This is a genomic window from Aliiruegeria lutimaris (genome assembly GCF_900099935.1).
GTDB lineage: Bacteria > Pseudomonadota > Alphaproteobacteria > Rhodobacterales > Rhodobacteraceae > Tropicimonas > Tropicimonas lutimaris.
Genome location: NZ_FNEK01000003.1, coordinates 143,869 through 168,093, shown reverse-complemented (window position 1 = coordinate 168,093; position 24,225 = coordinate 143,869). Strand labels below are relative to the sequence as shown.

The following is a 24,225-nucleotide window of genomic DNA, read 5'->3' as shown; positions in this document are numbered from 1 at the left end:
ACCGATGAGCGACATCCCCAAGATCCCGCGCACGCGCGGCGCAAAAAACGCGCCGCCAGCCCCGCCGGAACAGGATTTCCCCGAGGAATTCAGCACCCAGGACAAGGCCGTCTCGGAAAAGCACCGCTTCCCCTGCCCGGCTTGCGGCTCGGATCTGCGCTTCTCCGCCGACAAGGGCGACCTGATGTGCGACCATTGCGGGCATGTCGAGCATGTCTCCGCAGTTGGGCGCGACCAATGGGGCAATGCGCTGCGCGAGCTCGATTACGAGGCCGCGCAGCGCAACCAGGTGCCCAGTGACGAAATCGTCGAGATCCGCTCCGCCCATTGCGACAGCTGCGGCGCTGATATCGAGATGAGCCAGATGGAGCAGGCCAAGGAATGCCCTTTCTGCGCCTCGCCCATCGTCACCGATACCGGCAGCCACCGCCAACTCAAGCCGCAGGCGCTGCTCCCCTTCAAGCTGGATGAACGCAGCGCCCACAAGAAGATGAGCGACTGGCTCGGCCGGCTCTGGTTCGCGCCGAACGGGCTCAAGGAATACGCCCGCAAGGGGCGCAAGATGACCGGCATCTACGTCCCCTACTGGACCTATGACGCCGACACGCGCAGCCGCTATTCCGGCCAGCGCGGCGACGACTACTACACCACCCACACCCGTGTCGTGGATGGCGAACGGCGCACCGAACGTGTCCGCAAGACCCGCTGGACCCGCGTCTCCGGCCGCGTCGCGCGCCAGTTTGACGACGTGCTGGTGCTCGCCTCCGACAGCCTGCCGCGTGACTACACCGACGCGTTGGAGCCCTGGGATCTCGGCGAGTTGGTCCCCTACGAGCCGAGATACCTCGCGGGTTACGCCGCCGAAGGCTACTCGGTCGAACTGGAGGGCGGCTTCACCATCGCTCGGCAGAAGATGGACGCGGTGATCGCCACCGATATCCGCCGCGATATCGGCGGCGACCATCAACGTATCTCCACCGTGGACACCGCCGTCTCCGAGGTGACCTTCAAGCACATCCTGTTGCCGATCTGGATGGCTGCCTACAAGTTCCGCGGAAAATCCTACCGCTTCGTGGTCAATGCGCGCACCGGCGAGGTCAAGGGCGAACGGCCCTGGTCAGCGTGGAAGATCGCCTTCGCGGCGTTCCTGGTCGCCCTTCTGATCGGCGGCTTCCTCTATCTCAACCAGATGCAGTAATTCCTCTTTCTTCAAATATTCCGGGGGGAGCGCTCGCAAGAGCGCGGGGGGCAGCGCCCCCCAACTGCCCCCGGTCCGGAGCGCCTCCGCTCGATCGATGTTCCCTTCCGGCAAGCGGCACGCAACCGGACAGTTTCATCCGCGCCGGATACTGACCCGCCGCGTCGGCGCTTCCGCAGGCGACCGCCGTGGCAACAGGATCGTCAGCACGCCATCATTGAGCGCTGCATCCACCTTGTCTTCATCGGCATCCGGTGGCAGCCGGAAGGACCGGCTGAACGATCCGTATTGCCGCTCGCTGAAAAACCAGGTCTCGCCCTTCTCTTCGCGCTCGATCTTCTTCTCTCCTGTCAGCGTGACAACGCCGTCATCGATCGACAGCTGGATGTCGTCCTCGGCCACGCCGGGAAGCTCCACGGTGATCCGGTAGACATTGCTGTCTCCCGAAGCCTCCGCGGCCGGCGCAACCCATTCGGAAAGCCGTTCGCCCAGTCCGCGCAGAGGTTCGTACAGATGTGGCCAGAAACCGCTGGTGTGGGATTTTTCAACCATTTTCGTCCTCCTCCGACCGAAATTTCCAACGCCGCAATCCTATCATTTTCGGCCCCGTCCCGCCTTGATCTGGTCCCGCGACACGAGGAGTGATGGACCTTCCCGCCATCCCGCTCTAGGAACATCGTAATGCGTTTTTGCCCAAGGAGAGAGCAGATGATCCTGTGCGCAGGCGAAGCCCTGATCGACATGCTTCCGCGCATGTCCACCCGTGATGAACACGCCTTTGCCCCGGTCTCGGGTGGCGCGGTGTTCAATACTGCGATCGCGCTCGGCCGGCTCGGCCGGGAGGTGAAATTCTTCTCGGGCATCTCCACCGACCTCTTCGGCGCAAAACTCATGGAAAGCCTCGCTGCCTCCAAGGTGGACGCCACGCTCTGCGACCGCTCGGAACGGCCCACCACGCTCGCCTTTGTCGAACTGACCGACGGCCACGCCAAATACGCCTTCTATGACGAGAACACCGCCGGGCGGCAGCTGGCCGAAGCGGACCTGCCCGCGCCGGAAGCGCTCGACGGCGTGGATGCGCTTTTCTTCGGAGGCATTTCCCTGCCCGTCGAACCCTGCGGCGCCACCTACGAGGCGCTGGCGCTGCGCGAGGCGGCAAACAGGCTGGTGATGATCGACCCGAATATCCGCCCCGGTTTCATCAAGGACGAGGCCCGCTACCGCGCCCGGCTCGACCGGATGATCGGCGTCGCGGATATCGTGAAGGTCTCCGACGAGGATCTCGAATGGATTGCCGGCGACGGCGATCTGGCCACGCTGGCGGGCGCGCTTCTGGCCAAGGGCCCGAAAATCATCTGCGTGACCAAGGGCAAGGATGGCGTGACGGCCTACCTGGCGGACCGCGAGGTGAGCGTCCGCTCGGAAATGGTCGAGGTTGTCGACACGGTCGGCGCGGGCGACACCTTCAATGCTGGCTTCCTCGCCGGGCTCGACCGGGCCGGAAAGCTCACCAAACCGGCGATCGCCACCCTGACGGATGCGGAAATTTCCGCCGCCCTCAGCCTCGGCAACCGGGCCGCGGCGGTGACGGTCAGCCGCGCGGGCGCCAACCCGCCCTGGGCCGAGGAACTCGACCTGTGAAAGCGCTGATCCAACGGGTCGCGCGCGCCTCGGTCACGGTCGATGGCGAGATCATCGGCCAGATCGGCCCCGGTGTGCTGGCACTCGTCTGCGCGATGCGCGGCGACAGCGAGGCAGAGGCCGAGAAACTGGCCACGAAACTCTCCAAGCTGCGCATCTTCGAAGACGATGCCGGCAAGATGAACCGCTCCCTGCTCGACACCGGCGGGGAGGCGCTCGTCGTCAGCCAGTTCACGCTGGCCGCCGACACCTCGCGCGGCAACCGGCCCGGATTCTCCGAGGCTGCGGCCCCGGAAGATGGCAACCGTCTTTACGAGTATTTTGCCGCGTATCTGGCCCAGCTCGGACCAAGGGTAGAGACGGGCCGTTTCGGCGCCGACATGAAGGTCGAGCTGCTCAATGACGGTCCGGTGACGATATCCCTCGAGATTCTCCCGGCTTCTGCCTGAATCTTAGGCACATTGCACAGGGCATGTGCAGAAATTCGGGAATATTGCACTGTGCAAGGACAGTTTCCGCGCGATTTTGTCTCGTCAACTGCATAGCTCTGTTGCACCCAGCGAAGGGGCCTTGCAAGACTGTACTCATGAGCAAGAACGCTAAATTTTTCGACGAGTTGAACGGGCATGGCTCGGATCCCCGGCCGCCCTATCGTGACTATAACGCATGGTTCAAAAGCGAGGATTTGCAGCGGTTGCGCAAGAAATCCTCCGAAGCGGAGATGTTTTTCCGCCGAACGGGCATCACCTTCAATGTCTATGGCGAGGCCGAGGCGGACGAACGGTTGATTCCCTTCGACATCGTTCCCCGAATAATCTCTTCGCGAGAATGGTCTCGGCTGAAACGCGGCATCGACCAGCGCGTACGCGCCATCAACGCCTTCCTGCACGACATCTATCACCGGCAGGAAATCATCCGCGCCGGCCGCATCCCCGTCGAGCTGATCGCCAATAACGTCGCCTTCCTGCCGCAAATGATCGGCGTGCAGCCGCCCGGCGGCGTCTATACCCATATCGTCGGCACGGACCTGGTGCGCACCGGCGAGGATGAGTTCTTCGTGCTCGAGGACAATGCCCGCACGCCCTCCGGCGTCTCCTACATGCTGGAGAACCGCGAGACGATGCTGCAGATGTTCCCGGAACTGTTCAGCAAGATCAGCGTGCAGTCGGTGCAGGATTACCCCACCCGGCTCTCGCGCTCTCTCTCGGCCTGCGCTCCGCCGGCTTGCACTGGCAAACCGGTGGTGGCCGTTCTGACGCCGGGCATCCACAACTCCGCCTATTTCGAGCATTCCTTCCTCGCAGACAATATGGGTGCCGAGCTGGTCGAAGGCTCCGACCTGCGTGTTGTCGATGGCCGTATCGCCATGCGCACGACCCAGGGCTACAAGGCGATTGACGTGCTCTATCGCCGGGTGGATGACGATTTTCTCGACCCGCTGAATTTCCGGCCGGACTCGGTGCTGGGCGTGCCCGGAATCATGGATGTCTACCGCGCGGGTGGCATCACCATCGCCAACGCACCCGGAACCGGCATCGCCGATGACAAGGCGATCTATTCCTACATGCCCGATATCGTCGAGTTCTATACTGGCGAGAAGGCGATCCTGAAAAACGTGCCGACATGGCGCTGCTCGGAGCCTGACAGCCTTGCCTATGTGCTCGACCATCTCTCCGAAGTGGTCGTCAAGGAAGTCCACGGCTCGGGCGGCTACGGCATGCTGGTGGGTCCCGCGGCAAGCAAGAAGGAGATCGCGGCTTTCCGTGAGAAGCTGACCGCGAAACCCGGCAATTATATCGCCCAGCCGACGCTGGCCCTCTCGACGGTGCCGATCCTGACCAAGGCGGGGCTTGCGCCGCGCCATGTGGACCTGCGTCCCTTCGTGCTGGTCTCGCCGAAGGGGATCGACCTGACACCGGGCGGGCTGACACGGGTTGCACTCAAGGAAGGATCCCTGGTGGTGAACTCGTCCCAAGGTGGAGGCACCAAGGACACCTGGGTGCTGGAGGAATAAGAACATGCTGGGAAAGACCGCCGGCGGGCTCACCTGGATGTTCCGCTATCTCGAACGCTGCGAGACCATGTCGCGGCTCATTGAAACCGGGTTTCGCAATGCGCTGACCCGCCCCACCACGGCAGCCGACGAATGGGCGGCCGTGCTCGACGCGGCGGGCGTGCGCACGGCTTATCTGGAACGCCACCAATCCTTCGAGCAATCGGCGGTGGTGGATTTCCTGCTGCGCGACTGCAACAACCCTTCCTCGGTGATGAGTTGCATCGAGCACGCACGCAACAATGCGCGCCTCGTGCGCACCGCCTTGTCGCGCGAAGTCTGGGAAGTCACGAATGATTGCTGGATGACCCTGAAGGGCGCGCTTGGCCACAAGGTACGCGACCGCGACCTGCCTGCGGTCCTCTCGATCATCCGTCAGCAGAATGCGCTCGTGCGCGGCGCCACCCATGGCACGATGCTGCGAAACGATATCTTCAATTTCTGCCGCATCGGCACCTTCATGGAGCGCGCCGACGCCACCGCGCGCATCCTGGATGTGAAATACTACGTGCTGCTGCCCTCGATCAGCCATATCGGCTCGGCCCTCGACAACGTCCAATGGGAGAACATCCTGCGATCGGTCGGCGCCCATAGCTCCTATCGCTGGTTGAACGGACCGGACATATCGGCGCTCGGAATTGCCGAATTTCTCATTCTGGACCACCGGATGCCGCGTTCGCTTTCCTTCTGCATCGACAAGGTCGCTTCGAACCTGCGATATCTTGAAAAGGAGTACGCAACGCGCAATCCTTCACAGGAAAAGGTGGAGGCGATGGTTACATTGCTCGCAGACGCGAAAATCGACGAGATATTCGACGAAGGGCTGCATGAATTCATCCTCGACGTTCTGGCGGACATCTCCGAACTCAGCGCCATGATCGAAACCGATTACCGATTCTACGAGTAAGACATGCGCCTGCAGATCAAACACAGAACCACCTACAGCTACTCGACACCCGTAACCTATGCGCTGCAGCAAATCCGCCTGACGCCCAAGGATCGCCCGGGCCAGAAGGTTCTGGACTGGAATATCCGGATCGAGGGCGGCAAGCAGGAACTCAGTTTCGAGGACCAGAACGCCAACACGGTGACGCTCATGTCCTACGAGGGGGATGGGCACGACATCGTCGTGGAATGCTCCGGTGAGGTCGAGACCCGGGACACCAATGGCGTGTCTGGCCAGCAGGTCGGTTTCGCGCCGCTCTGGCTGTTCCGCCGGCCCACCGTGCTGACCCATCAAGGCATGGGGATCCGCTCGCTGGTAAAGGGGCTGACCAACGAAACCGAAAACCCGATCGAACGGTGCCACCTGCTCTCGGCCCGCGTGATGGACGCCGTCAAATACGAGACCGGCCAGACCGGCACGGCCACCACCGCCGAGGAGGCGCTCGCCGCCGGCAAGGGGGTCTGCCAGGACCACGCCCATATCTTCATCGCCGCCGCCCGCCAGCTCGGCTATGCGGCGCGCTACGTGTCGGGCTACTTGATGATGGACGATCGCGAGCAACAGGAGGCAAGCCACGCCTGGGCCGAGGTGCATATCGACAATCTCGGCTGGGTCGGTTTCGACGTGCCCAACGAGATTTGCCCCGACGAGCGTTACGTGCGCATCGCCACCGGACGCGACTATGGCGAGGCCGCGCCGATCTCGGGCCTGCATTTCGGAGATAGCGCCGGCGCGGCCCTCGCCGTGAGTATCCAGGTTCAGCAGTAGCCCTGTAACACCGATGACGAATTGTGCGATTTGACGAAAACTCCAGGTGATCCGGCGTGGTTTCGCCTGTAGGAGCAGGGACGGAACATCTTTTCGTTCCTAGCTGCGAGAATCGCTCCATGACCTATTGCGTCGGCCTGCTCCTGGATAGCGGCCTTGTCTTCATGTCCGACACGCGCACCAACGCGGGCGTCGACAATATCTCGACCTATCGCAAGATGCAGAGCTGGTGCGTGCCCGGCGAGCGGTTCATCACCCTGATGACGGCGGGAAATCTTGCCACCACCCAGTCGGTGGTTTCGCTGCTGGAAGAGCGCAGCAAGGCCGAAAGTGATCGAAACCCGTCGATTCTCGAACAGCCCTCCATGTTCCGGGTCGCGCAGCTTGTCGGCAATACGCTGCGCGAGATCATCGAAACCCAGTCCGGCGAAGGCCAGAAAGCCGACGCCACCTTCAGCGCCACGATGATCCTCGGCGGGCAGATTGCACCGGGCCCGATGCGGCTGTTCCTGATCTATCCCGAGGGAAATTTCATCGAAGCCAGCGAAGACACACCCTTCCTGCAGATCGGAGAGACGAAATATGGCCGTCCGATCCTGTTGCGCGGCTTCGATCCGAAGATGACCTTCGCCGAAGCGATCAAGCTTCTGCTGGTCAGCTTCGATTCCACGCTCAAGGCAAATCTTTCTGTCGGACTGCCCTTTGACCTGCAGGTCTATGAAAAGGACAGCCACGAAATCGGCTATCGGAACCGGATCGAACTGGACGACGCCTATTACCACGCGGTTTCAGACGGTTGGGGAGAGGCCTTGCGCGAAGCCTTTAAACGAATTCCGCCCTATGAAATGAAGGAATGAAGCGCGCCCGGGCGATCTCGGAAAAATCGGGCTTTACATACCTGATCATTTTAGCAGGTTAAGTCTTGTGAACAGAGACACCCGGCTTAGCCCGTCGCGGCCCGCCCGCTTGCCCGGCAAGGGATCTCTCCACCGGATCTGGATGGAGCCCTGAAATGACATTGATGAAAGAAATCTCCCTGGCCGAAACCATGCCGGCCAACCGCCCCAGCTACGATGCCCGCAGCATGACCGGTTCGGACGGTTTGGCACAAATTGTATTAGATGAGAAAGTCTATACGCTCAGAATCACCAAGGCTGGTAAGCTGATCCTCACGAAATGATGACAGGACGGGAGAGAAACTCCCGCTCGATCTTCGTCGGTGCCAGGGGGTCTACAAGGAAACCACGACCCGTCGCCCATGAGCAAGATCTCTCCCTCGCCCTGCATCGATACCTGCAAATACACCCGTCGCGGCCACTGCGTTGGATGCTCCATGACACAAGCCCAGAAACGCCTTTTCGCGGGGTTGAAGAGCGATGCGCAACGCGCGGAATTCGTCGACATGATCCGCGCGCAACAAGCGCTCATGGGGCGCTATGAACCTTGGCAGGAGGCCTATCGGCTGAAACTCGCCCGCGCTGAAAACCAAGCGCAGGAAGGTTCCCGAGCGTAGCCATACCGAGAAAGTGCCGACATGGATATCTTCCCGGATGCAATCCACATAAAAGTTTCCGGGGCCGCCTCAGCCCTACGCGCACAAAGGCAAATCGCCCTGCCCGATGTCACGGTCGGTTCGGGGGCTCTGCCCCCCGCGCTCTTTGGAGCGCTCCCCCGGGATATTTCCGGTCAGAAGAAAACAGACGGAGATACTGAACTTCTTCCTGGCGAATATACCCCTGCCGGAGGCACGGTCCGCAGGATCGTTCCCGCGCGCAGAGCGCCGCATTCTGTTGCCGAAATTAATCCGGAACGCAGATCTCGGCCGCCCGGATAGCCTTCAGCGTCCGCGCGACAAGCGTGATCATGATGATCAGAAGGCCCGCGTAGAATACCGCCGCAAGAGCCGCGTGGAATCCAGAGCCCGTGATAGCTGCAAAGCGGAAGGTCGCGACTGTCAGCGCCGCCATGGGAAAGCTCAGCGCCCACCAGCTGAGCGCGAAGGGGCTGGTTCGGATTTTCGGGGCCTGCACGGCGACGATGGCGGCGAAGACAAAGGCGGCATTCAACAGGATCCTGGCGAACGCGTCGGCTTGTCCGCCGTTGAGATTGATCCAGGCGAGAAAGCCGACCGCGGGCGGCGCGATCAGGATTGCCAGTGTCGGCAGGAGCCTGCGCGTTAACGGATCGTGAAAGATCAGCCGGTTCATGACCAGCACCAACAGGACAAACCAGAACACCAGCCCGGCCGAAAAGAAGAGCCAGGACAGTTCGACGAAGCCAAGGGAAACACCAGCGATCGGAGCGACGACATTGCCCACCGCGGGAATGAACCAGGCCGGAGAGATATGTAGTTGTTGAAAAGGATTATGCCCGATCCAGCCGGAAATGACGGCAAGTGTCAGGCCCGCTTGCAGGGCGGCCCCGACCAGCCAGACGACACGCGCAAGCCCGGCGGAATGCGGGGTGAGCGCGGTGGCAATCAGCAGTAGCGAGATCGAGATCGCGGGAAAGAACGCCTTTTTCACCGGATGGTTCCATTCGGCGAGGAAGTGAGCCCGATGTCGCCGCCATTTGAGAGCGAAAAAGGTGAAGATCATGACGAATATTCCGATCGTCACCAGCAACAACAGCACGGAGAGTACCGCCGGCACTCCCCAGCTCACCTCGGCGATATGGGTGGCGAGTGTCAGGCCTGCCATGCCCATCACCGCAGCAAAGAAGGTGACAGGAAAATGGGCCAGCTTCGGTTCGTTGTGGGGGGCTGTATCAGTCATCGTCATGTGCTCCGAAATTCAGCGCATCTTTTATATAGGAAAGGATGATCAAACCTGCGCGTCCCGCAAGCGGAATCCGTGCTAGCGCGACCTTATCGACCGCGCCACGGGGCATCGACTGCGGCGCGCAGGAAAACTTGCGCCCCCCCGGCCGCTGGTTTGCAGAACAGAAGGTAGACATGGAGAATGATCGTGATCGCCGCGACGTCCACCATGCTCCAAACAAGGGCGGCACCAAGGCTGTCTTGCTCTGGAATGCGCATGGCCAGTTGTTGGCCGGCTACAGGCCGGAAACAGCCTGTGTAAAAAGCCGGGGCTGTTGCAGCCCCGGCCTGTCGACACTCCAGCACAGGGAACACGTGGAGTGCGGGTAGTTCAATTCTCGTCGGCCAGTGCCCGGTCCTCCTGCATTTCAACCCACATGGCGTTGAGAACGGCAACCAGCGCGGCGAGTGGGAGGCCGAGAATCCACGCGAAATACCACATGACAGATACCTCTCTTCAGTAAACGGTTTCGGAATTGTCGGCGATCTCATCCTGGGTGACCTTGCCCCAGAGCACCTTGTAGACCCAAGCCGTGTAGGCGAGGATCAGCGGCATGAAGATCAGCGTGCAGATCAGCATGACGAACAGGGTCAGATGCGAAGAGGAGCTGTCCCAGACGGTCAACGAGGAGTTCGGATCGACCGCCGAGGGCAGGATGAAGGGGAACATGGTCAGCCCGACCGTCGAGATCACCCCGAAGATGCCCAGCTTGGACCACAGCAGCGGTGCGACATCGGAATGCCCGTCGAACGTCCTGGCAGCCATCAGGATGCCGGCGAAGCCAAGAACCGGCGCGATGGCGATCCACGGGCGCACGCCATAGGCGTCGAGCCAGCTTCCGCCCCGCGTCACCTCGGAGAGTAGAGGGTTGGAGGGACCATCGGTCACAACCGCGCCTACGAAGGCGTAGCCGTCGATGCCGACCGCAAGCCACACACCGGCCAGCGCGAAGCCGGCGGCGGCGACATAGCCGAAGATCGGCCCCATCCGCCGGGCGCGGGTTTCCACCATGCCATCGGATTTCAGCGCCAGCCACGCCGCGCCGTGCTGAAGCAGCATGGCGAGTGAGACGATGCCCGCCAGCAATGAGAACGGGTTCAGCAGGCCAAGGAACTTGGCATAGAACGGGCCGTCATACATCGACAGCAGCTCCGGCGTCAGGTGGAAGGGCACCCCCACCAGCACATTGCCGACGGCCACGCCGAAGATCAACGCCGGCACCGCGCCGCCAACGAATAGTGCCCAGTCCCAGCCGCTCCGCCAGCTCTGCGACGGACGCTTGGAGCGGTACTTGAACCCCACCGGGCGCAAGATCAGCGCGGCGAGCACGGTGAAAATGGCGAGGTAAAAGCCAGAGAAGCTGACCGCGTAGAGCGGCGGCCAGGCGGCGAAGATCGCGCCACCGCCGAGGATGAACCAGACCTGGTTGCCTTCCCAGACAGGTCCAACGGTGTTGATCGCCTGCCGGCGTTCGAGGTCCGTCCGCGCCACGAAGGGCAGCAGCGCGCCCACCCCCATGTCGAAGCCGTCGGTCAGCGCGAAGCCGATCAGCAGCACGCCAAGAAGCAGCCACCAGATGACCCGCAGGATTTCAAAATCAATAAGTTCGTGAAGGATCATGTCTCGTTACTCCGCGGGCGTGGCGCCGGGGACGTTTCCGTCATGCGTGCGCAGGCGATGTTCGTGCTTGGCCATCCATTGTTCCGTTTCGGGAACGTCCAAATACGGGCCCTTGCGGATATATTTGAGCATCAGGCTCATCTCGATGACGAAAAGCACCGAGTAAAAGGTGACGAAGCCCGCAAGCGTGATCGCCAGATCGGCAACGCTGAGATGGCTGACCGACATCACCGTCGGCAGCACCCCGTCCACCGTCCATGGCTGGCGGCCAAACTCGGCCACGAACCAGCCCAACTCGGCGGCGATCCAGGGCGCCGGGATCATCCAGACCGCGAGCCGCAGTGCCGGGCGCGGGAAGGTCATGCCCCTCCAGTTGGCGCGGTAGAAGAAATAGGCCATCACCCCGATGAAGCCGAAGCCGAGCGCCACCATGAGCCGGAAGGCCCAGAAGAGCGGCCAGACCGTCGGCACGGTATCGTTGGAGGCCAGCGCGATCTGCTTCTCTGTCGCCTCGCGCGGATCGTCCACGTAGCGCTTGAGCAGGAAGGCAAAGCCGAGATCGGCAGAATGCTCTTCGAACTGCGCCGTGACGGCCTCATCCGCTTCCCCGCCAGCGGCGCGAATCTTCTCCAGCGCGTCATAGGCGATAATCCCGGACTTGATCCGCGCTTCCGCATTCTCGACCAGTTCGGCGATGCCGGGGATCTCCCGCGTCAGGCTGCGCGTGCCGATCAGGCCCATCATCCAGGGAATGTGGATGGCGTAATGCGTCTCGCGTGCCTCCATGTCCGGGAAGCCGACAGCGGTGAAGGAAGCTGGCGCGGGTTGCGTGTGCCACATGCCCTCGATGGCGGCGAGCTTCATCTTCTGGCTGTGGGTGGCGGCGTAGCCGGACTCGTCGCCCAAAACGACCACTGAAAGCGCCGAGGCGAGGCCGAAGGCGGCCGCGATGGCAATGGAGCGGCGGGCAAGCGCTACGTGGCGGTCATTGAGCAGGTACCAGGCGGAGACGCCCAGAACGAAGACAGAGGCCGTGACATAGCCCGCCGAAACGGTGTGCACGAACTTGGCCTGTGCAACCTCGTTGAAGACCACTTCGAAGAAGGAGGTCATCTCCATGCGCAACGAAACCGGGTTGAACTCGGTGCCCACCGGGTTCTGCATCCAGCCATTGGCGATCAGGATCCAGAGCGCGGAGAAATTCGAGCCGATGGCCACAAGCCAGGTCAACACCATGTGGCCGCGCTTGCTCAGCTTGTCCCATCCGAAGAAGAACAGACCCACGAAGGTCGCCTCCATGAAGAAGCCCATGAGCCCTTCGATCGCCAGCGGTGCGCCGAAGATATCGCCCACGTAATGGCTGTAATAGGACCAGTTCATCCCGAACTGGAATTCCATGGTAATGCCCGTGGCCACCCCGAGAACGAAGTTGATCCCGAAGAGCGTTCCCCAGAATTTCGTCATCTGCCGCCACACGGGCCGGTTCGTCATCACATAGACCGTCTCCATGATCGCCACGATGATCGACAGACCGAGCGTGAGCGGTACGAAGAGGAAGTGATACATGGCCGTCATCGCGAATTGCAGGCGCGACAACTCCACAACATCGATTTCCATAAAGTGCCTCCGTTTCAAGCGAGCGTCATAAGGTATATTGCTATTACTGTTTTGAATCGCCTATTGCACGCTCGAAAGAGGCCACACTTTGATACAGATAAAAGAAAGAACTAATTTAATTGCACCTTAGGATACGGACCCACAAATTCTCTGAGTACTCGCGCCCGCCGCGCGACGAACCTCACCCCACGGAATGCAGCGCGTCCGCCCAGTCCCTTTCGACCGCACGATGGGCCGCCATCAGGATCGCCGCGTTGGGACAGGCCGCGCGGATTCCGCCAAGAACCCGCTCTGCCGTTGCCCGGTCCAAGCCCTCCGTCGGCTCGTCCAGCAGCAGCACGTCCGGCGCGCGCAGCAGCACCCGCGCAAGGGCGAGCCGCCGGCTCTCGCCCCCCGACAGCCCGCGCCCGCCCTCGCCGAGCCGCGCATCGAGCCCGCCGATCCGCTCCACCACCCCATCCAGCGCAACGCGGGACAGGACCGCGTAGAGCTCCGCGTCGCTGGCCTCCGGCCGTGCCAAGCGCAGCGCCTCGCCGATCGTGCCGCTGGTGAGCGCGGAGCGTTGCGGCAGGTAGCCCAGATGGCGCCGGAGCGCGCGCTCCTCCCATTGCGGCAACGCGCGCCCAAGCAGGCGCACATCGCCCGCGCGCGGCGCGATCAGGCCCGCCGCCACGTCCAGAACCGTCGTCTTGCCCGCCCCGCTGCGCCCGACAAGCGCGAGGGTTTGGCCGGGTCGGATCCGCAGCGACAGCGCCGAGACCAGCCTCGGCCCATCCGGCGTGGCCGAAACGGTGAGGTTCACGAGTTCCAGCCTGGCTTCGGGATCGGGCGGAGCCATCGGGACCGCATCGGCAATCGGGGCCACCGGCCCGGGCAGCCAGCGCAACACTCGGCGGGCCGTGTCCCGCATGCCGCCGATCTCGCGCATCGCGCGCCGCAACGGCCCGACCACTTCGGCCATGCCCAATGTTGCAAAGAAACCGAGCGCGGCGAACGCCGGGGAGATCTCGCCCCGCAGCGCCAGCTCCGCGCCGATATAGAGCGCCCCGGCGGCCGAGAACGTCGCCGTCAGCGAGACGACCGCGCCCGTGCGACGTTCGGTGCGCGCGAGGATCAACCGTTCCTGCCGTGCGCGAGCATCGGCCCCCAGAACGGCCTGGCGGGACAGGTCGAGACGCCCGGCAAAGGCCAGCATGGCGCGCCCGCGCAGATGGTCGATCAGGCGCACCCGACAGGCCCGCCCGGCCGCCTCTGCCATGCGCGAGGGCCTGTCGGAACGGCGCGCAGCCCAGATCAGCGCTAGCGTCGCGCCGAGGGCCAGCGACAGCACCGACCATGCCGCGACCCGAAAATCCACCAGCCACGTGAGCGCGGCGAGGCCGCCGGCCAGCACCAGCGCCCCGACCAGCAGCGGGATGGCGAGGCGCAACGCGATGCCGTCCAGCGCATCGATATCGGCGGTCAGCCGGTGCAGCATCTCGGCGCCCCGCAGCCGCAGCAGGCTGCGATAGGGTGCGGCGGAGATGCCGCGCAAAAGCCGCCCGCGCAGCGCTGCAAACGCCTTGAGCGTAGCATCATGCGTGAGCAGCCGCTCTCCGTAGCGCGCCGCCGTCCGCCCGAGTGCAAGGAACCGCACCCCGGCAGAGGGGCGGAAAACATCGAAACCCGCGCCCGTGCCGGCCAGCCCTGCAGCCCCGGCGGCCATGATGAACCAGCCCGACAGACCGAGCAGGGCCACCCCCATCACGAGCACGACAACGGCCAGCGCGATACCACGCAGGAAGGCGGCACGGTCGGCATTCCAGACCAGCTTCAGGATCGGGATCAGTGGCTTCATGCAGCCTCTCCCAGCTCGATCCGCCGACCAAGCCGGGCGGCGAGCGTCTCGTCATGGGTGGCCACGATCAGCGTCGCGCCCGCCCCGGCCAACGCCAGCAGTCCGTCCGTCACCGCCTCGGCGGTCTCCGCATCGAGGTTCGCCGTCGGCTCGACCGCGAGGATGACCGGCAGCTTGCCAAGCGCGGCGCGCGCGATCATCAGCCGCCGCGCCTCTCCCCCCGAGACCCCTGCCCCGGTTTCTCCCAGCGGGCTCAGCAGCCCACGTGGAAGCCGCTCGACGATCTCCTCGGCATGAGCCGTTCGGAGCGCGGCCAGCAGCTCATTATCCCCGGCTTCCGGATCGCCCAGCCGAAGGTTGGCGCGCAGGGTTCCGGCAAAGAAATGCGGCGCCTGCGGGATCCAGCCGATGGACATCCGCCAGCGATCCGCACATGCCGCGTCCAGCGGTTGACCGCCGATCTCGATCCGCCCGGCCGTTACCGGCAACAGCCCCGCCAGAGCCGTCAGAAGGGTGGATTTTCCCCGCCCGCTCGGCCCCAACAGCGCGCAGGTTTCACCGCGCGAGATGTCGAAATCGGGAAAGGTGAGTCGCTGCGTAACTCCAAGTGCGATCTCCAGCCCGCGCACCGAAACCAGCGCAGGGCCATCCGGCATCGGCAAGGGCACCGCCCCGGCGCCGGTTCCGAGAATTTCGACCGGCACCACAGCCTCCGCCTCGACCAGATCCCGAGCCACCGCCGTCGCGGCGGCCTTATCATGCCAGGCGGCGGCCAGATCCCGCAGGGGTTGGAAGAATTCCGGCGCCAGCAGCAACAGGAACACCCCCTCGCCAATGCCGAGCGGCGCGCCCCAGGCGCCGAAATCGATAGTACCGAGCAGCGCGAATCCCACATAGACGGCGACCAGCGCCACGCCGAGGGCCGAGAAAAGTTCCAGCACGGTCGATGACAGGAAGGCCACGCGCAGCACCGCCATCGTGCGTTCGCGCAGGCCCTCCGCCGGTTCCTCGAACCCGCGCGCAACCTGCTCGCTCGCATCCAACAGCCGGATATCGACAAGCGCCTGGATGCGTTCCAGCAGCATCCCGTTCAGCGAGCCGATCTCGTCCATCTGCTTCTCGCTGGCCTCGCGCGCGGCCATGCCGACAAGCGCCATAAAACCGGGGATCAGGGGGCCTGCGACCAGCAGGATAACCGCAACCGCCCATGAAATCGCCAGGGTCAGCAGCAGGATTGCCAGCGGCACGGCGAAAACCCGCATCTGCGCGGAACGATAGCGCAGGATATAGGGCTCCAGCACCTTAAGCTTCTCGCTCGCCAACGCGGCCAGCTCCGCCGAGCGTGGCCCCGGCGCCATCGGCGCCCGCCGCCCCTCCCGCGCGACCAGATCGGCGCGCGCGCGTTCGAGGACACGGTCCGCGGCCTCGGCCAGGATTCGGTCGGCGAGGACCTGAAAAGCGGCCCGAATTGCGCCGAGACAGGCAAACCCCGCCGCCGCGAGCAGTGCCAAGCCCCGATCCGCGCTGCCCGCGATCAGGCCGGCCAGAAGCCACGCGACCAGTGCCGCCTGCGGCAGCCACAAGAGCGACGCGCCCGCCGAGATCACCCCGGCACGCCGCAGCGCCCGCGAGACGGGCGCGAGCGCGGCCTCAAGGCGTTCCCGGGCCAAATCGGGTTGCTTGTTGGCCATGAGGCGCTCCAATGCTACATTCACAATGCATTTAAACTGGATACCTGAAGAAGTTTGTGATCTGGATCAAGGAACCCTTCGGCGTACCTCGCCAAGATAGCCAGGCATTCGAAAAGGAAGTGCACATATGCGTCTGACCGTACGCACCAACCTCGCCATGCGCGCCCTGATGTTCTGCGCGATCAATGCAGACCGGACCGTCCGAAAATCCGAGATCGCCGAAGCCTGCAATTCCTCCGAAAACCATCTCGGCGTCGTCATAAACATGCTGGGCCAGACCGGATTCATCGAGACCGCGCGCGGGCGCAATGGCGGCATCCGCCTGAAGGTCTCCCCCGAAGCGCTTTCCGTCGGCCAGGTTTTCCGCGTCTTCGAAGCGAATGTGCCCTTTGCCGAATGCTTTGCCGGCTCGGACAATCATTGCCCGCTGACCGCCTCCTGCCGCCTGCGCGGCCAACTTTCCAAAGCGCTCGAGGCGTTTTACGGCGCGCTGGACGATGTCACGCTTGCCGACCTGGTGCAGGGAAATTCCGGCCTGCGCACATTGCTGGAACTTGAACAGCGCTGAGCGGCGCCCCAAATGCTCTGCTTGTACAGCTTCGTCGCACGGCACTGCGAAACCAGGCCTTGCCGCATCCCCTTGCGTCGGCAAAACTTGTCCTGAACGGGAGAGATTCATGCGTCGACTTTTTCTGGCCCTCGCGGCCCTCTTGATGTCACCGGCCCTTGCGAGCGGCGAAACAATCACCGGCACGGTGAGCTACCTGCAACGCATGATGCTTCCGCCCGATGCCATCGTCGAGATCGTGCTGCAGGATGTGAGCCTCGCCGATGCGCCGGCCAAGACACTCGTGACCTACCGGATCGAAGCGCCCGGCGCGCCGCCTTATGGTTTCGCGATCCATTACGCGCCCGAGCAGGTCGATGAACGCATGAGCTACGGCCTGCGCGCCAGCGTGAAGCAGGGTGAAAAGCTTTTGATGACGACGGACACTGCCTATCCGGTGCTGACGCGGGGCGCGGGCACCGAGGTGGAGATGATCCTGAAAATGGTCAGCGAGCCGGAAGCGAGCATGCCAGATTCGGATTTCGTGAATACCTATTGGAAGCTGCTGACGCTAAATGGCGAAGAGGTTCCGGTGGCCAATGACCAGCGGGAGCCGCATGTGATCCTGCGCAGCGATGGCACCTACAATGCCACCGTTGGCTGCAACATGATCAGCGGCGCCTACGAGGTGAGCGGTGCCGAGGTCGAGTTCAAACCCGGCCCCATGACCATGATGGCCTGCATTCCGCCCTATGACAGCTTCGAGAACAACCTCGTGAAGACGCTGGAGTCCGCGGCAAGCTTCGGCATCAGCGGCGAGAGCATGGAGCTGCTCGACCCGGCCGGCGGCACGCTCGCCACCTTCCGCGCGGTCGATTTCTAGGCAGGCGCGTCCATTCCAGCGCGGCATATCCGGCACACATAAAGGAGCCGGCGGGCATGGCCCGCCCGCCCGTTTCGGTGGGCCTCAGAAATCGCCACAGGCCTTTTGGGCGGCGGTACGGATTTGCTGCCGCCGTTGCAGGTAATCCTTGCTGGTGCGCGAGCTCGACGCGGTAATGCCCTTGACCTGGGCCAGGGTCGAAGTGGGCAATTGCTGGATACAGGAATCCGGCACCCCGGCGTCACGCATGGCCGGGGTCATGGATAGACGAAGTTGTTCCGCGCCGGCATTGGTGCCGGGAGGCGACGAGGATTCGCAGCCCGTCAGCAACGCGAGGGTGAATGGAAGAATGAGAAGGATTGGTTTGGACAGCACGGGACAGTCCTTTCAATAAAAAGAAATCAGTGGCCGACAGTGGCCGCCACCCGTTCCAACTAACCAGATGGCACGGCGGAAATGCAAACGAGAATTCGGGGCCGAATGTCGCCCTCCGAATGTCAGGAACGCGCCCTGCCCCCTTTGCCGCTGGCTCGACCCGACCCTAGGTTGCGGCGGGTGGAAATCCGAAGGCAGACCAATTGGCTGGCTCCAGCGAGGGCAGCACGAGCGAGCCGCCGAAATCGCCGCCGAGCGGCCCGTCGGGCGACGGGGTGACGACGGTGCGGATACCGGCGGCGCGCGCGGCGGCATGGCCGACGGGGCTGTCTTCGAACACGAGCGCGTCCGACGCATCAAGGCCGAGGCGTTCGAGCGCCAGAAGGTAGCCCTGCGGGTCCGGTTTCTTGCGGGTGACGTCATCGCCGGTGATGATGGTTTCAAAGATGTCTTCGGCGGGCACAGGCAGGCAGCCATTGGCCAGCGCGTCGAAACTCTCCCGGCTCGCGGCGGTGACCACGGCACGTTTCAGCCCGGCCTGCCCGGCCGCTTCGAGCAACTCCCAGACACCGGGACGCAAGGACAGTGCCCCGCCCGCCAGCATCTGCGCATAGTTCCGGCGCTTGGCCGCGTGGACCGCTTTCAGAACATCCGCAGGCACGCGCTCCGTTTCCGGCAACCGCTCCTGGAAGAAGCTCATCCGTTCCAGGCCACCGGAGACCGAGAGCAGACCGCGGTTCACCTCGGTGTCCCACTCCCATTTCAGGCCGATCTCGGCAAAGGCGGCATTGAAGGAGCGGCGGTGGAGATCCTCCGTTTCCGCCAGCGTCCCGTCGACATCGAAGATCAGCGCTTTCATCAGACCGCGCGATGCCGCGCCTGCGCCTCGGCCACGATCCCGGCCAGGAGGTCGAAATGGTCGAACGCCCAGTCATACGGGATCTCATCCACCGGGCTCTTGCGGTAGCCCTCGGTATAGAGCGCGAAGGGCAGGCCCGCGTTGGCGGCGGTCTGCGCATCAGTGCCGCTATCGCCCACATAAAGCGCCGGGCCACCACCGAGATCGGCGACGCATTTCAACGCCATTTCCGGGTCGGGCTTGGGGTTCTTCGTCATGCCGCCGGCGATGAAGGCGTCAAAGATCGGCTCGAGCCCCATATGTTTCATCACCGCGCGGGCGGGCAGTTCGGGCTTGTTGGTGCACAGAGCCAGCTTGTGGCCGCCCCCCTTGAGCACCGCCAGCGCATCGACCACGCCGGGATAGAACACCGCTTTTTCCACCGCGAATTCATACTCGGCGACGAATTCGCCAAAGATCTGCGCGTGGCGCTCGGGCGTCTCTTCGATCCCGCGGGCGGCCATCATACGGCTGACGAGGATCCTTGCGCCCTCGCCGACGAAATTCCGCGTCTCCTCGATCGTCAGCGCTGGTTTTCCAAGTTTTCCGAGGATCTTGGCAGACACGGCCTGGATATCCGGCGCGCTGTCGATCAGCGTGCCGTCGAGGTCGAAGACGATGTTCATGATGCTATTTCCACTTGATGGAGCAGCCCATGGAGGGAACCTGCTCTTCGGGGCCTGCGCCCGTTTCGGCCACCTGTTTCATGGCCTCGAACAGGTCACGTCGCAAGCCCGGGGCTGCGGCATCCTTTCGCGCTGCGTCAAGACGCCCGCGATATTGCAGCGCGCCGGCAGCATTGAAACCGAAGAAATCCGGCGTGCAGGCGGCATCATAGGCGCGGGCGACCGTCTGGTCCTCGTCGTGGAGATAGGGAAAGGAAAGGCCCCAGTCGCGGGCCTTTTTCACCATGTTCTCAAAGGAATCGGCCGAATAGGCCGCGGCATCGTTGGAACAGATTGCCGCCACGCCGATCCCGAGCCCCTGCAACTCCGCGCCGTCCCGCACGATCCGTTCCATGGCGCGCAGAACGTAAGGGCAGTGATTACAGATGAACATCAGCAGCAGGCCGTTCGGCCCCGCAACATCCGCCAGCCGGTAACGCTTTCCATCGGTGGCCGGAAGGTCGAAATCCACGGCCTTCCAGCCGAAATCGCAGACGGGCGGTGCTACAGCCATCGCGGCCTCCTCGGATCAGCTCTCCTGAACGAACCTATAGCCGTCCGCCGTCTTTTCCGCACGCCCAATACCGCCGCCCGGCAAGTGGAAGCCAATGATGCGCATCTGCTCGTTCGCAATCTGGTCCATGAGGGCCATTCTGGTCGCAGCGCCCAGTTCCTGGTCCTGGTCGGAGCCCGAATGCCAGCCCGGGCGGGCAAAGGCGACGTGATGGTTGCCGATGGCATCGCCGATCACCATCAGGCTCTCGCTGCCCGAGCGGATCTCGAAGGACATGTGGCCAGGCGTGTGGCCGGGGGTCATGCGGGCGGCCACGCCGGGCAGGATCTCCTCGCCATCCTCGAAGAAGGTCATCGCGTCTTCCATCTCCGCCAGCCGCCGCTGGGCGCCGACCGCCATTGTTGTGCGGCCCGGGTCAATCGTGTCGACCGTCTTCGGGTCGATCCAGTAATCCCACTCCGTCTTGCCGATAAAGTGCTGCGCCTCGTAGAAAAACGGCTCGTCGAAATCGTCCATGACCCCCCAGAGATGGTCCGGGTGGCCATGAGTGAAGACGACATGGGTGATGTCTTCGGGCGCAAGCCCGGCCGCATCGAGCGCATCCGCGATCTTGCCGGCGCTCTGCTGGAAACTCGATCCGGAACCGGCATCGAACAGGATCACGCTGTCACCGCTGCGCAGGAGCGTGAGATTACATTCCGGCGTCAACGCCGCGTCAGGCGTCATGCCATTGGCTGCAAGGACCGGGCCGAGCTCGTCCTTGGGCATGGGGCCAAAGATGAAATCGGCGGGCAACACGAGATGTCCATCACTCAGGGTCTCGACCGTCATGTCGCCAAGCGCCACCGAGGCGTGCGACCAGCGCGGCGCGAACCCCGCCCCCCCGAGCGCGGCTCCCGCCAGCGCCCCTTGCATCATCGTTCTACGGGTCAGTTTCACGGCTTGTCCTCCCTCACGCCAATCGCGGATGCATTCTTACATTCAATATGGCGAATAGAACAGCCCTTGCAGCGCAATTCCGCGCGACTGCACGGATCGACCCGCACCGCGACAGAGCCTCTCGCGAAAGATTGTTTCGCCGCGCCCGCAACCTGCGTCATTTTATCCAAAAATGGCGTTGACCCTCCCGGCAGACGCCCATATGGTCGCGCGCACAGATGCAAAGGAAACCCAAAGAATGGCACTCATTCTTGTACTCGTAGGGGAAAGGCGCATGGGCCGGTAACGGTTGACCATAACGGTACCCCATGCGCCCTCGTCAACGACGGGGGTTTTTTATTGCCGCAACGCCAGACGATGATGGAGATGCAAGATGGCGCAGCAAATGACCGGAGCAAGAATGGTTGTCCAGGCCCTGAAGGACCAGGGCGTGGACGTCGTGTTCGGCTATCCCGGCGGCGCCGTACTACCCATTTATGACGAGATCTTTCAGGATCAGGGTATCAAGCACATCCTCGTTCGCCACGAACAGGGCGCGGCCCATGCCGCCGAGGGCTATGCCCGCTCGACCGGCAAGCCGGGCGTCGTCCTGGTCACCTCGGGCCCCGGCGCCACCAATGCCGTCACCGGCATCACCGACGCGCTGATGGATTCGATCCCGATGGTCGTCCTGTCGGGCCAGGTTCCGACCTTCATGATCGGCTCGGACGCCTTCCAGGAGGCCGACACGGTTGGCATCACCCGGCCCTGCACCAAGCATAACTGGCTGGTGAAGGATACCGACGATCTCGCCTCGACGATCCACCAGGCCTTCCACGTCGCCACCGCGGGCCGCCCCGGCCCGGTGCTGATCGACATTCCGAAGGATGTCCAGTTCGCCACCGGCACTTACCTGGCGCCGAACGAGATCCGTCAGGGCCACTACCGCCCCAAGGTGAAGGGCGATGTCGAGATGATCACCGAACTGGTCGCGGCGATGGAGACGGCCGAGCGGCCGATCTTCTATACCGGCGGCGGCGTGATCAATTCGGGCAATGTCGCCAGCCAGCTCTTGCGCGAATTCGTCGAGGCCACGGGATTCCCGATCACCTCGACGCTGATGGGGCTCGGCGCCTACCCGGCCTCGGGCGACAAGTGGCTGGGCATGCTGGGCATGCATGGTCTCTACGAGGCCAACCTGGCCATGCATGGCTGCGACCTGATGATCAATATCGGTGCGCGTTTCGATGACCGGATCACCGGCCGGATCGCCGATTTCAGCCCGAACTCGATCAAGGCACATATAGATATCGACCCGTCCTCGATCAACAAGGTCATCCGCACCGACATCCCGATCGTCGGCGACGTGGCGCATGTTCTGGAAGATGCCCTGCGCATCTGGAAGGCGCGCGGACGCAAGGTGAACAAGGAGGCGATCGCCAAGTGGTGGTCGCAGATCGAGGAATGGAAGGAAGTCCGCTGCCTGACGTTCAAGAACTCCGACAAGATCATCAAGCCGCAACACGCCCTCCAGCGGCTGGAAGCGCTGACCAAGAAATACGACCGCTATATCTGCACCGAGGTCGGCCAGCACCAGATGTGGGCGGCGCAGTTCTTGGGCTTCGACGATCCCAACCGCTGGATGACCTCCGGTGGTCTGGGCACGATGGGCTATGGCCTGCCCGCCTCCATCGGCGTGCAGGTGGCCCACCCGGACGCGCTCGTCATCAACGTCGCGGGCGACGCCTCCTTCATGATGAACATCCAGGAGATGGGCACGGCCCGGCAATTCGACCTGCCGGTCAAGCAGTTCATCCTGAACAATGAGCGGTTGGGCATGGTGCGCCAGTGGCAGGAGCTGCTGCATGGCGAGCGCTACTCCCACAGCTGGTCCGAGGCGCTGCCCGATTTCGTCAAGCTCGCGGATGCCTTCGGCGGCAAGGGCTTCCAGGTGTCGGACCCGGCCGATCTCGACGACGCGATCATGGAGATGATCGCCTATGACGGTCCGGTCATCTTCGACTGCCTTGTCGAGAAGCACGAGAACTGTTTCCCGATGATCCCGTCGGGCGAACCGCATAACTCCATGCTGCTGGGCGAGGCCTCCACCAAGGACGCGATTGGCAGCACCGGCGCGGTGCTCGTCTGATCCAGCAAACAAGCAATGCAAGGGCCGGCTCCAGCGAGCCGGCCTTTTTCAGTTTGGCCGTTCAGACCAGAAGCCAACACAAATAGCCGATGTAACAGCCCAGCATCACGCCCCCTTCGCGCCGGCCAATCCGCCATCCCGTCCGGGCGAACAGAACCAGCATCAGCGCCGCACCGGTCATCACCCAGATATCAAAGCGGATGATCTCCGTCGGCACGGCGATGGGTTGCACCATCGCCGTGACCCCGAGGATTCCGAGCACGTTAAAGATGTTGCTGCCCAACACGTTACCCAGGGCCACATCTCCCTGCCCCTTGCGCACCGCGATCACCGAGGTCACCAGTTCCGGCATCGAGGTGCCAATGGCGACGATGGTCAGCCCGATAACGGTCTCCGATATGCCGACCGCCTGTGCCGCCGAAATGGCGCCCACCACCAGGAAGCGCGCACCGAGAATGGTGACGATCAGCCCGATAGCAGCCAGCCCGAGCGCAGCACCGACGGACTGCCCCGCGCCCGGCAGAATCTCCGCCTCGGCTTCGTAGAGCTCGGACGCCGCCGTCCCCGAAGCAAGCCTCTCCGCCCGAAACGTGTAGAAGAGATAGCCCGCCAATGCCGCGGCCAGAACGCCCCCGCCCAGCCGGCCGACATTCCCCAGCAGCACCACAACGAGGCAAAGGCCCGTTGCGATCATGAGCATAGTGCCATCACGCAGCAAGGCGGCCGGGGCAACGGCTATGGGTGCGAGCAGCGCCGCGATACCGAGGATCAGCAGGACGTTACCAATATTGCTGCCCACGATATTGCCAACCGCGATGCCCGGAGACCCCTCGAGCGCGGCCTGAAGGCTGGTGACAAGCTCCGGCGTCGAGGTGCCGAAACCGACGAGGGTCAGGCCGATGACCATGGGCGAGATACGCAGGTTCCGCGCCGCCGAAACGGCCCCTCGAAGCAGCAATTCACCACCGAGCACCAGCCCGGCCAGACCAAGGACAATCAAGCCGAGCGCGATCACTTGTTATCTCCGCATGTTCAACCAAAGGCAGATCGTCACCGCCTATGCGCCCTGCAAGAGGGAGCGAGAGT

The 24,225-nt window shown here is 63.4% G+C and carries 25 protein-coding genes; 12 read left to right on the top strand and 13 right to left on the bottom strand.

Features of this window, described 5'->3' with window-relative positions; genetic code table 11:
- The first annotated feature begins 4 nt into the window (after positions 1–4).
- Complete coding sequence (locus tag BLR85_RS02930; protein WP_093149088.1) at positions 5–1,198, top strand: TFIIB-type zinc finger domain-containing protein; 1,194 nt, start codon at positions 5–7, stop codon at positions 1,196–1,198.
- A gap of 135 nt (positions 1,199–1,333) precedes the next feature.
- Here the strand turns inward: BLR85_RS02930 and BLR85_RS02925 are convergent, their stop codons facing one another.
- Positions 1,334–1,750 carry an Hsp20/alpha crystallin family protein gene (locus BLR85_RS02925; RefSeq protein ID WP_093149084.1) on the bottom strand — a complete coding sequence of 139 codons (417 nt, stop codon included), beginning with the start codon at positions 1,748–1,750 and terminating at the stop codon, positions 1,334–1,336.
- A 156-nt stretch (positions 1,751–1,906) separates the two neighbouring features.
- Here BLR85_RS02925 and BLR85_RS02920 point away from each other — a divergent pair, with 156 nt between their 5' ends.
- From BLR85_RS02920 to BLR85_RS02885, 8 genes are all read left to right on the top strand, one after another.
- Complete coding sequence (locus BLR85_RS02920; RefSeq protein ID WP_093149079.1) at positions 1,907–2,839, top strand: carbohydrate kinase family protein; 933 nt, start codon at positions 1,907–1,909, stop codon at positions 2,837–2,839.
- Entirely contained in the window at positions 2,836–3,288 is a 453-nt protein-coding gene (gene dtd / locus BLR85_RS02915) for a D-aminoacyl-tRNA deacylase (protein WP_093149074.1), read from the top strand. The genes BLR85_RS02920 and dtd overlap by 4 nt, the downstream gene beginning before the upstream one ends.
- A gap of 137 nt (positions 3,289–3,425) precedes the next feature.
- Positions 3,426–4,853 carry a circularly permuted type 2 ATP-grasp protein gene (locus BLR85_RS02910; protein WP_093149069.1) on the top strand — a complete coding sequence of 476 codons (1,428 nt, stop codon included), beginning with the start codon at positions 3,426–3,428 and terminating at the stop codon, positions 4,851–4,853.
- A gap of 4 nt (positions 4,854–4,857) precedes the next feature.
- The gene (locus BLR85_RS02905) at positions 4,858–5,799 is read left to right on the top strand and encodes an alpha-E domain-containing protein (RefSeq protein WP_093149066.1); all 942 of its coding nucleotides are present in this window, start codon (positions 4,858–4,860) and stop codon (positions 5,797–5,799) included.
- 3 nt (positions 5,800–5,802) lie between these two features.
- Entirely contained in the window at positions 5,803–6,606 is an 804-nt protein-coding gene (locus BLR85_RS02900; protein ID WP_093149063.1) for a transglutaminase family protein, read from the top strand.
- A gap of 119 nt (positions 6,607–6,725) precedes the next feature.
- Positions 6,726–7,463, top strand: coding sequence for a proteasome-type protease (locus BLR85_RS02895; RefSeq protein WP_093149059.1), 738 nt, complete (start codon positions 6,726–6,728; stop codon positions 7,461–7,463).
- Positions 7,464–7,627: 164 nt separating this feature from the next.
- Positions 7,628–7,786, top strand: a complete 159-nt coding sequence (hemP, locus tag BLR85_RS02890) for a hemin uptake protein HemP (protein WP_093149055.1) — start codon at positions 7,628–7,630, stop codon at positions 7,784–7,786.
- 78 nt (positions 7,787–7,864) lie between these two features.
- On the top strand, positions 7,865–8,119 hold the full coding sequence (locus BLR85_RS02885; protein ID WP_093149047.1) for a DUF1289 domain-containing protein: 255 nt from the start codon (positions 7,865–7,867) through the stop codon (positions 8,117–8,119).
- 286 nt (positions 8,120–8,405) lie between these two features.
- Here BLR85_RS02885 and BLR85_RS02880 read toward each other — a convergent pair whose 3' ends face one another.
- The 6 genes from BLR85_RS02880 to cydD all read right to left on the bottom strand — a co-directional run bounded on the left by BLR85_RS02880 (position 8,406) and on the right by cydD (position 16,190).
- Positions 8,406–9,380, bottom strand: a complete 975-nt coding sequence (locus BLR85_RS02880; RefSeq protein ID WP_212635008.1) for an SLAC1 anion channel family protein — start codon at positions 9,378–9,380, stop codon at positions 8,406–8,408.
- Positions 9,381–9,755: 375 nt separating this feature from the next.
- Entirely contained in the window at positions 9,756–9,866 is a 111-nt protein-coding gene (gene cydX, locus BLR85_RS02875; protein ID WP_093149039.1) for a cytochrome bd-I oxidase subunit CydX, read from the bottom strand.
- A gap of 15 nt (positions 9,867–9,881) precedes the next feature.
- Positions 9,882–11,045: a cytochrome d ubiquinol oxidase subunit II gene (gene cydB / locus BLR85_RS02870; RefSeq protein WP_093149036.1), complete on the bottom strand. Its 1,164-nt coding sequence runs from the start codon at positions 11,043–11,045 to the stop codon at positions 9,882–9,884.
- Between the two features lie 6 nt (positions 11,046–11,051).
- Positions 11,052–12,662 (bottom strand): cytochrome ubiquinol oxidase subunit I, encoded by a 1,611-nt coding sequence (locus BLR85_RS02865; protein ID WP_093149032.1) that lies wholly within the window; start codon positions 12,660–12,662, stop codon positions 11,052–11,054.
- A 181-nt stretch (positions 12,663–12,843) separates the two neighbouring features.
- Positions 12,844–14,499: an amino acid ABC transporter ATP-binding/permease protein gene (locus BLR85_RS02860; RefSeq protein ID WP_093149028.1), complete on the bottom strand. Its 1,656-nt coding sequence runs from the start codon at positions 14,497–14,499 to the stop codon at positions 12,844–12,846.
- The gene (gene cydD / locus BLR85_RS02855) at positions 14,496–16,190 is read right to left on the bottom strand and encodes a thiol reductant ABC exporter subunit CydD (protein ID WP_093149025.1); all 1,695 of its coding nucleotides are present in this window, start codon (positions 16,188–16,190) and stop codon (positions 14,496–14,498) included. The genes BLR85_RS02860 and cydD overlap by 4 nt, the downstream gene beginning before the upstream one ends.
- Before the next feature lie 127 nt (positions 16,191–16,317).
- Between cydD and BLR85_RS02850 the strand changes: the two genes are divergently transcribed.
- Complete coding sequence (locus tag BLR85_RS02850; RefSeq protein ID WP_093149022.1) at positions 16,318–16,758, top strand: Rrf2 family transcriptional regulator; 441 nt, start codon at positions 16,318–16,320, stop codon at positions 16,756–16,758.
- A 109-nt stretch (positions 16,759–16,867) separates the two neighbouring features.
- Complete coding sequence (locus BLR85_RS02845) at positions 16,868–17,620, top strand: YbaY family lipoprotein (RefSeq protein ID WP_170844435.1); 753 nt, start codon at positions 16,868–16,870, stop codon at positions 17,618–17,620.
- 84 nt (positions 17,621–17,704) lie between these two features.
- On the opposite strand, the gene BLR85_RS02840 is transcribed toward BLR85_RS02845, so the two are convergent.
- From BLR85_RS02840 to BLR85_RS02820, 5 genes are all read right to left on the bottom strand, one after another.
- On the bottom strand, positions 17,705–17,995 hold the full coding sequence (locus BLR85_RS02840; protein WP_093149016.1) for a hypothetical protein: 291 nt from the start codon (positions 17,993–17,995) through the stop codon (positions 17,705–17,707).
- Between the two features lie 166 nt (positions 17,996–18,161).
- Positions 18,162–18,854 (bottom strand): HAD-IA family hydrolase, encoded by a 693-nt coding sequence (locus BLR85_RS02835; RefSeq protein WP_093149011.1) that lies wholly within the window; start codon positions 18,852–18,854, stop codon positions 18,162–18,164.
- Complete coding sequence (locus BLR85_RS02830; RefSeq protein WP_244520588.1) at positions 18,854–19,519, bottom strand: HAD-IA family hydrolase; 666 nt, start codon at positions 19,517–19,519, stop codon at positions 18,854–18,856. The genes BLR85_RS02835 and BLR85_RS02830 overlap by 1 nt, the downstream gene beginning before the upstream one ends.
- Before the next feature lie 4 nt (positions 19,520–19,523).
- Positions 19,524–20,072: a thioredoxin family protein gene (locus BLR85_RS02825; protein WP_093149002.1), complete on the bottom strand. Its 549-nt coding sequence runs from the start codon at positions 20,070–20,072 to the stop codon at positions 19,524–19,526.
- A gap of 15 nt (positions 20,073–20,087) precedes the next feature.
- Positions 20,088–21,011: an MBL fold metallo-hydrolase gene (locus tag BLR85_RS02820; RefSeq protein ID WP_244520587.1), complete on the bottom strand. Its 924-nt coding sequence runs from the start codon at positions 21,009–21,011 to the stop codon at positions 20,088–20,090.
- 373 nt (positions 21,012–21,384) lie between these two features.
- Here BLR85_RS02820 and BLR85_RS02815 point away from each other — a divergent pair, with 373 nt between their 5' ends.
- A complete protein-coding gene (locus BLR85_RS02815; RefSeq protein WP_093148994.1) occupies positions 21,385–23,139 on the top strand; it encodes an acetolactate synthase 3 large subunit in 1,755 nt (584 codons plus the stop codon).
- A gap of 61 nt (positions 23,140–23,200) precedes the next feature.
- Here BLR85_RS02815 and BLR85_RS02810 read toward each other — a convergent pair whose 3' ends face one another.
- Complete coding sequence (locus tag BLR85_RS02810) at positions 23,201–24,154, bottom strand: calcium/sodium antiporter (RefSeq protein ID WP_093148990.1); 954 nt, start codon at positions 24,152–24,154, stop codon at positions 23,201–23,203.
- Positions 24,155–24,225 lie beyond the last annotated feature (71 nt).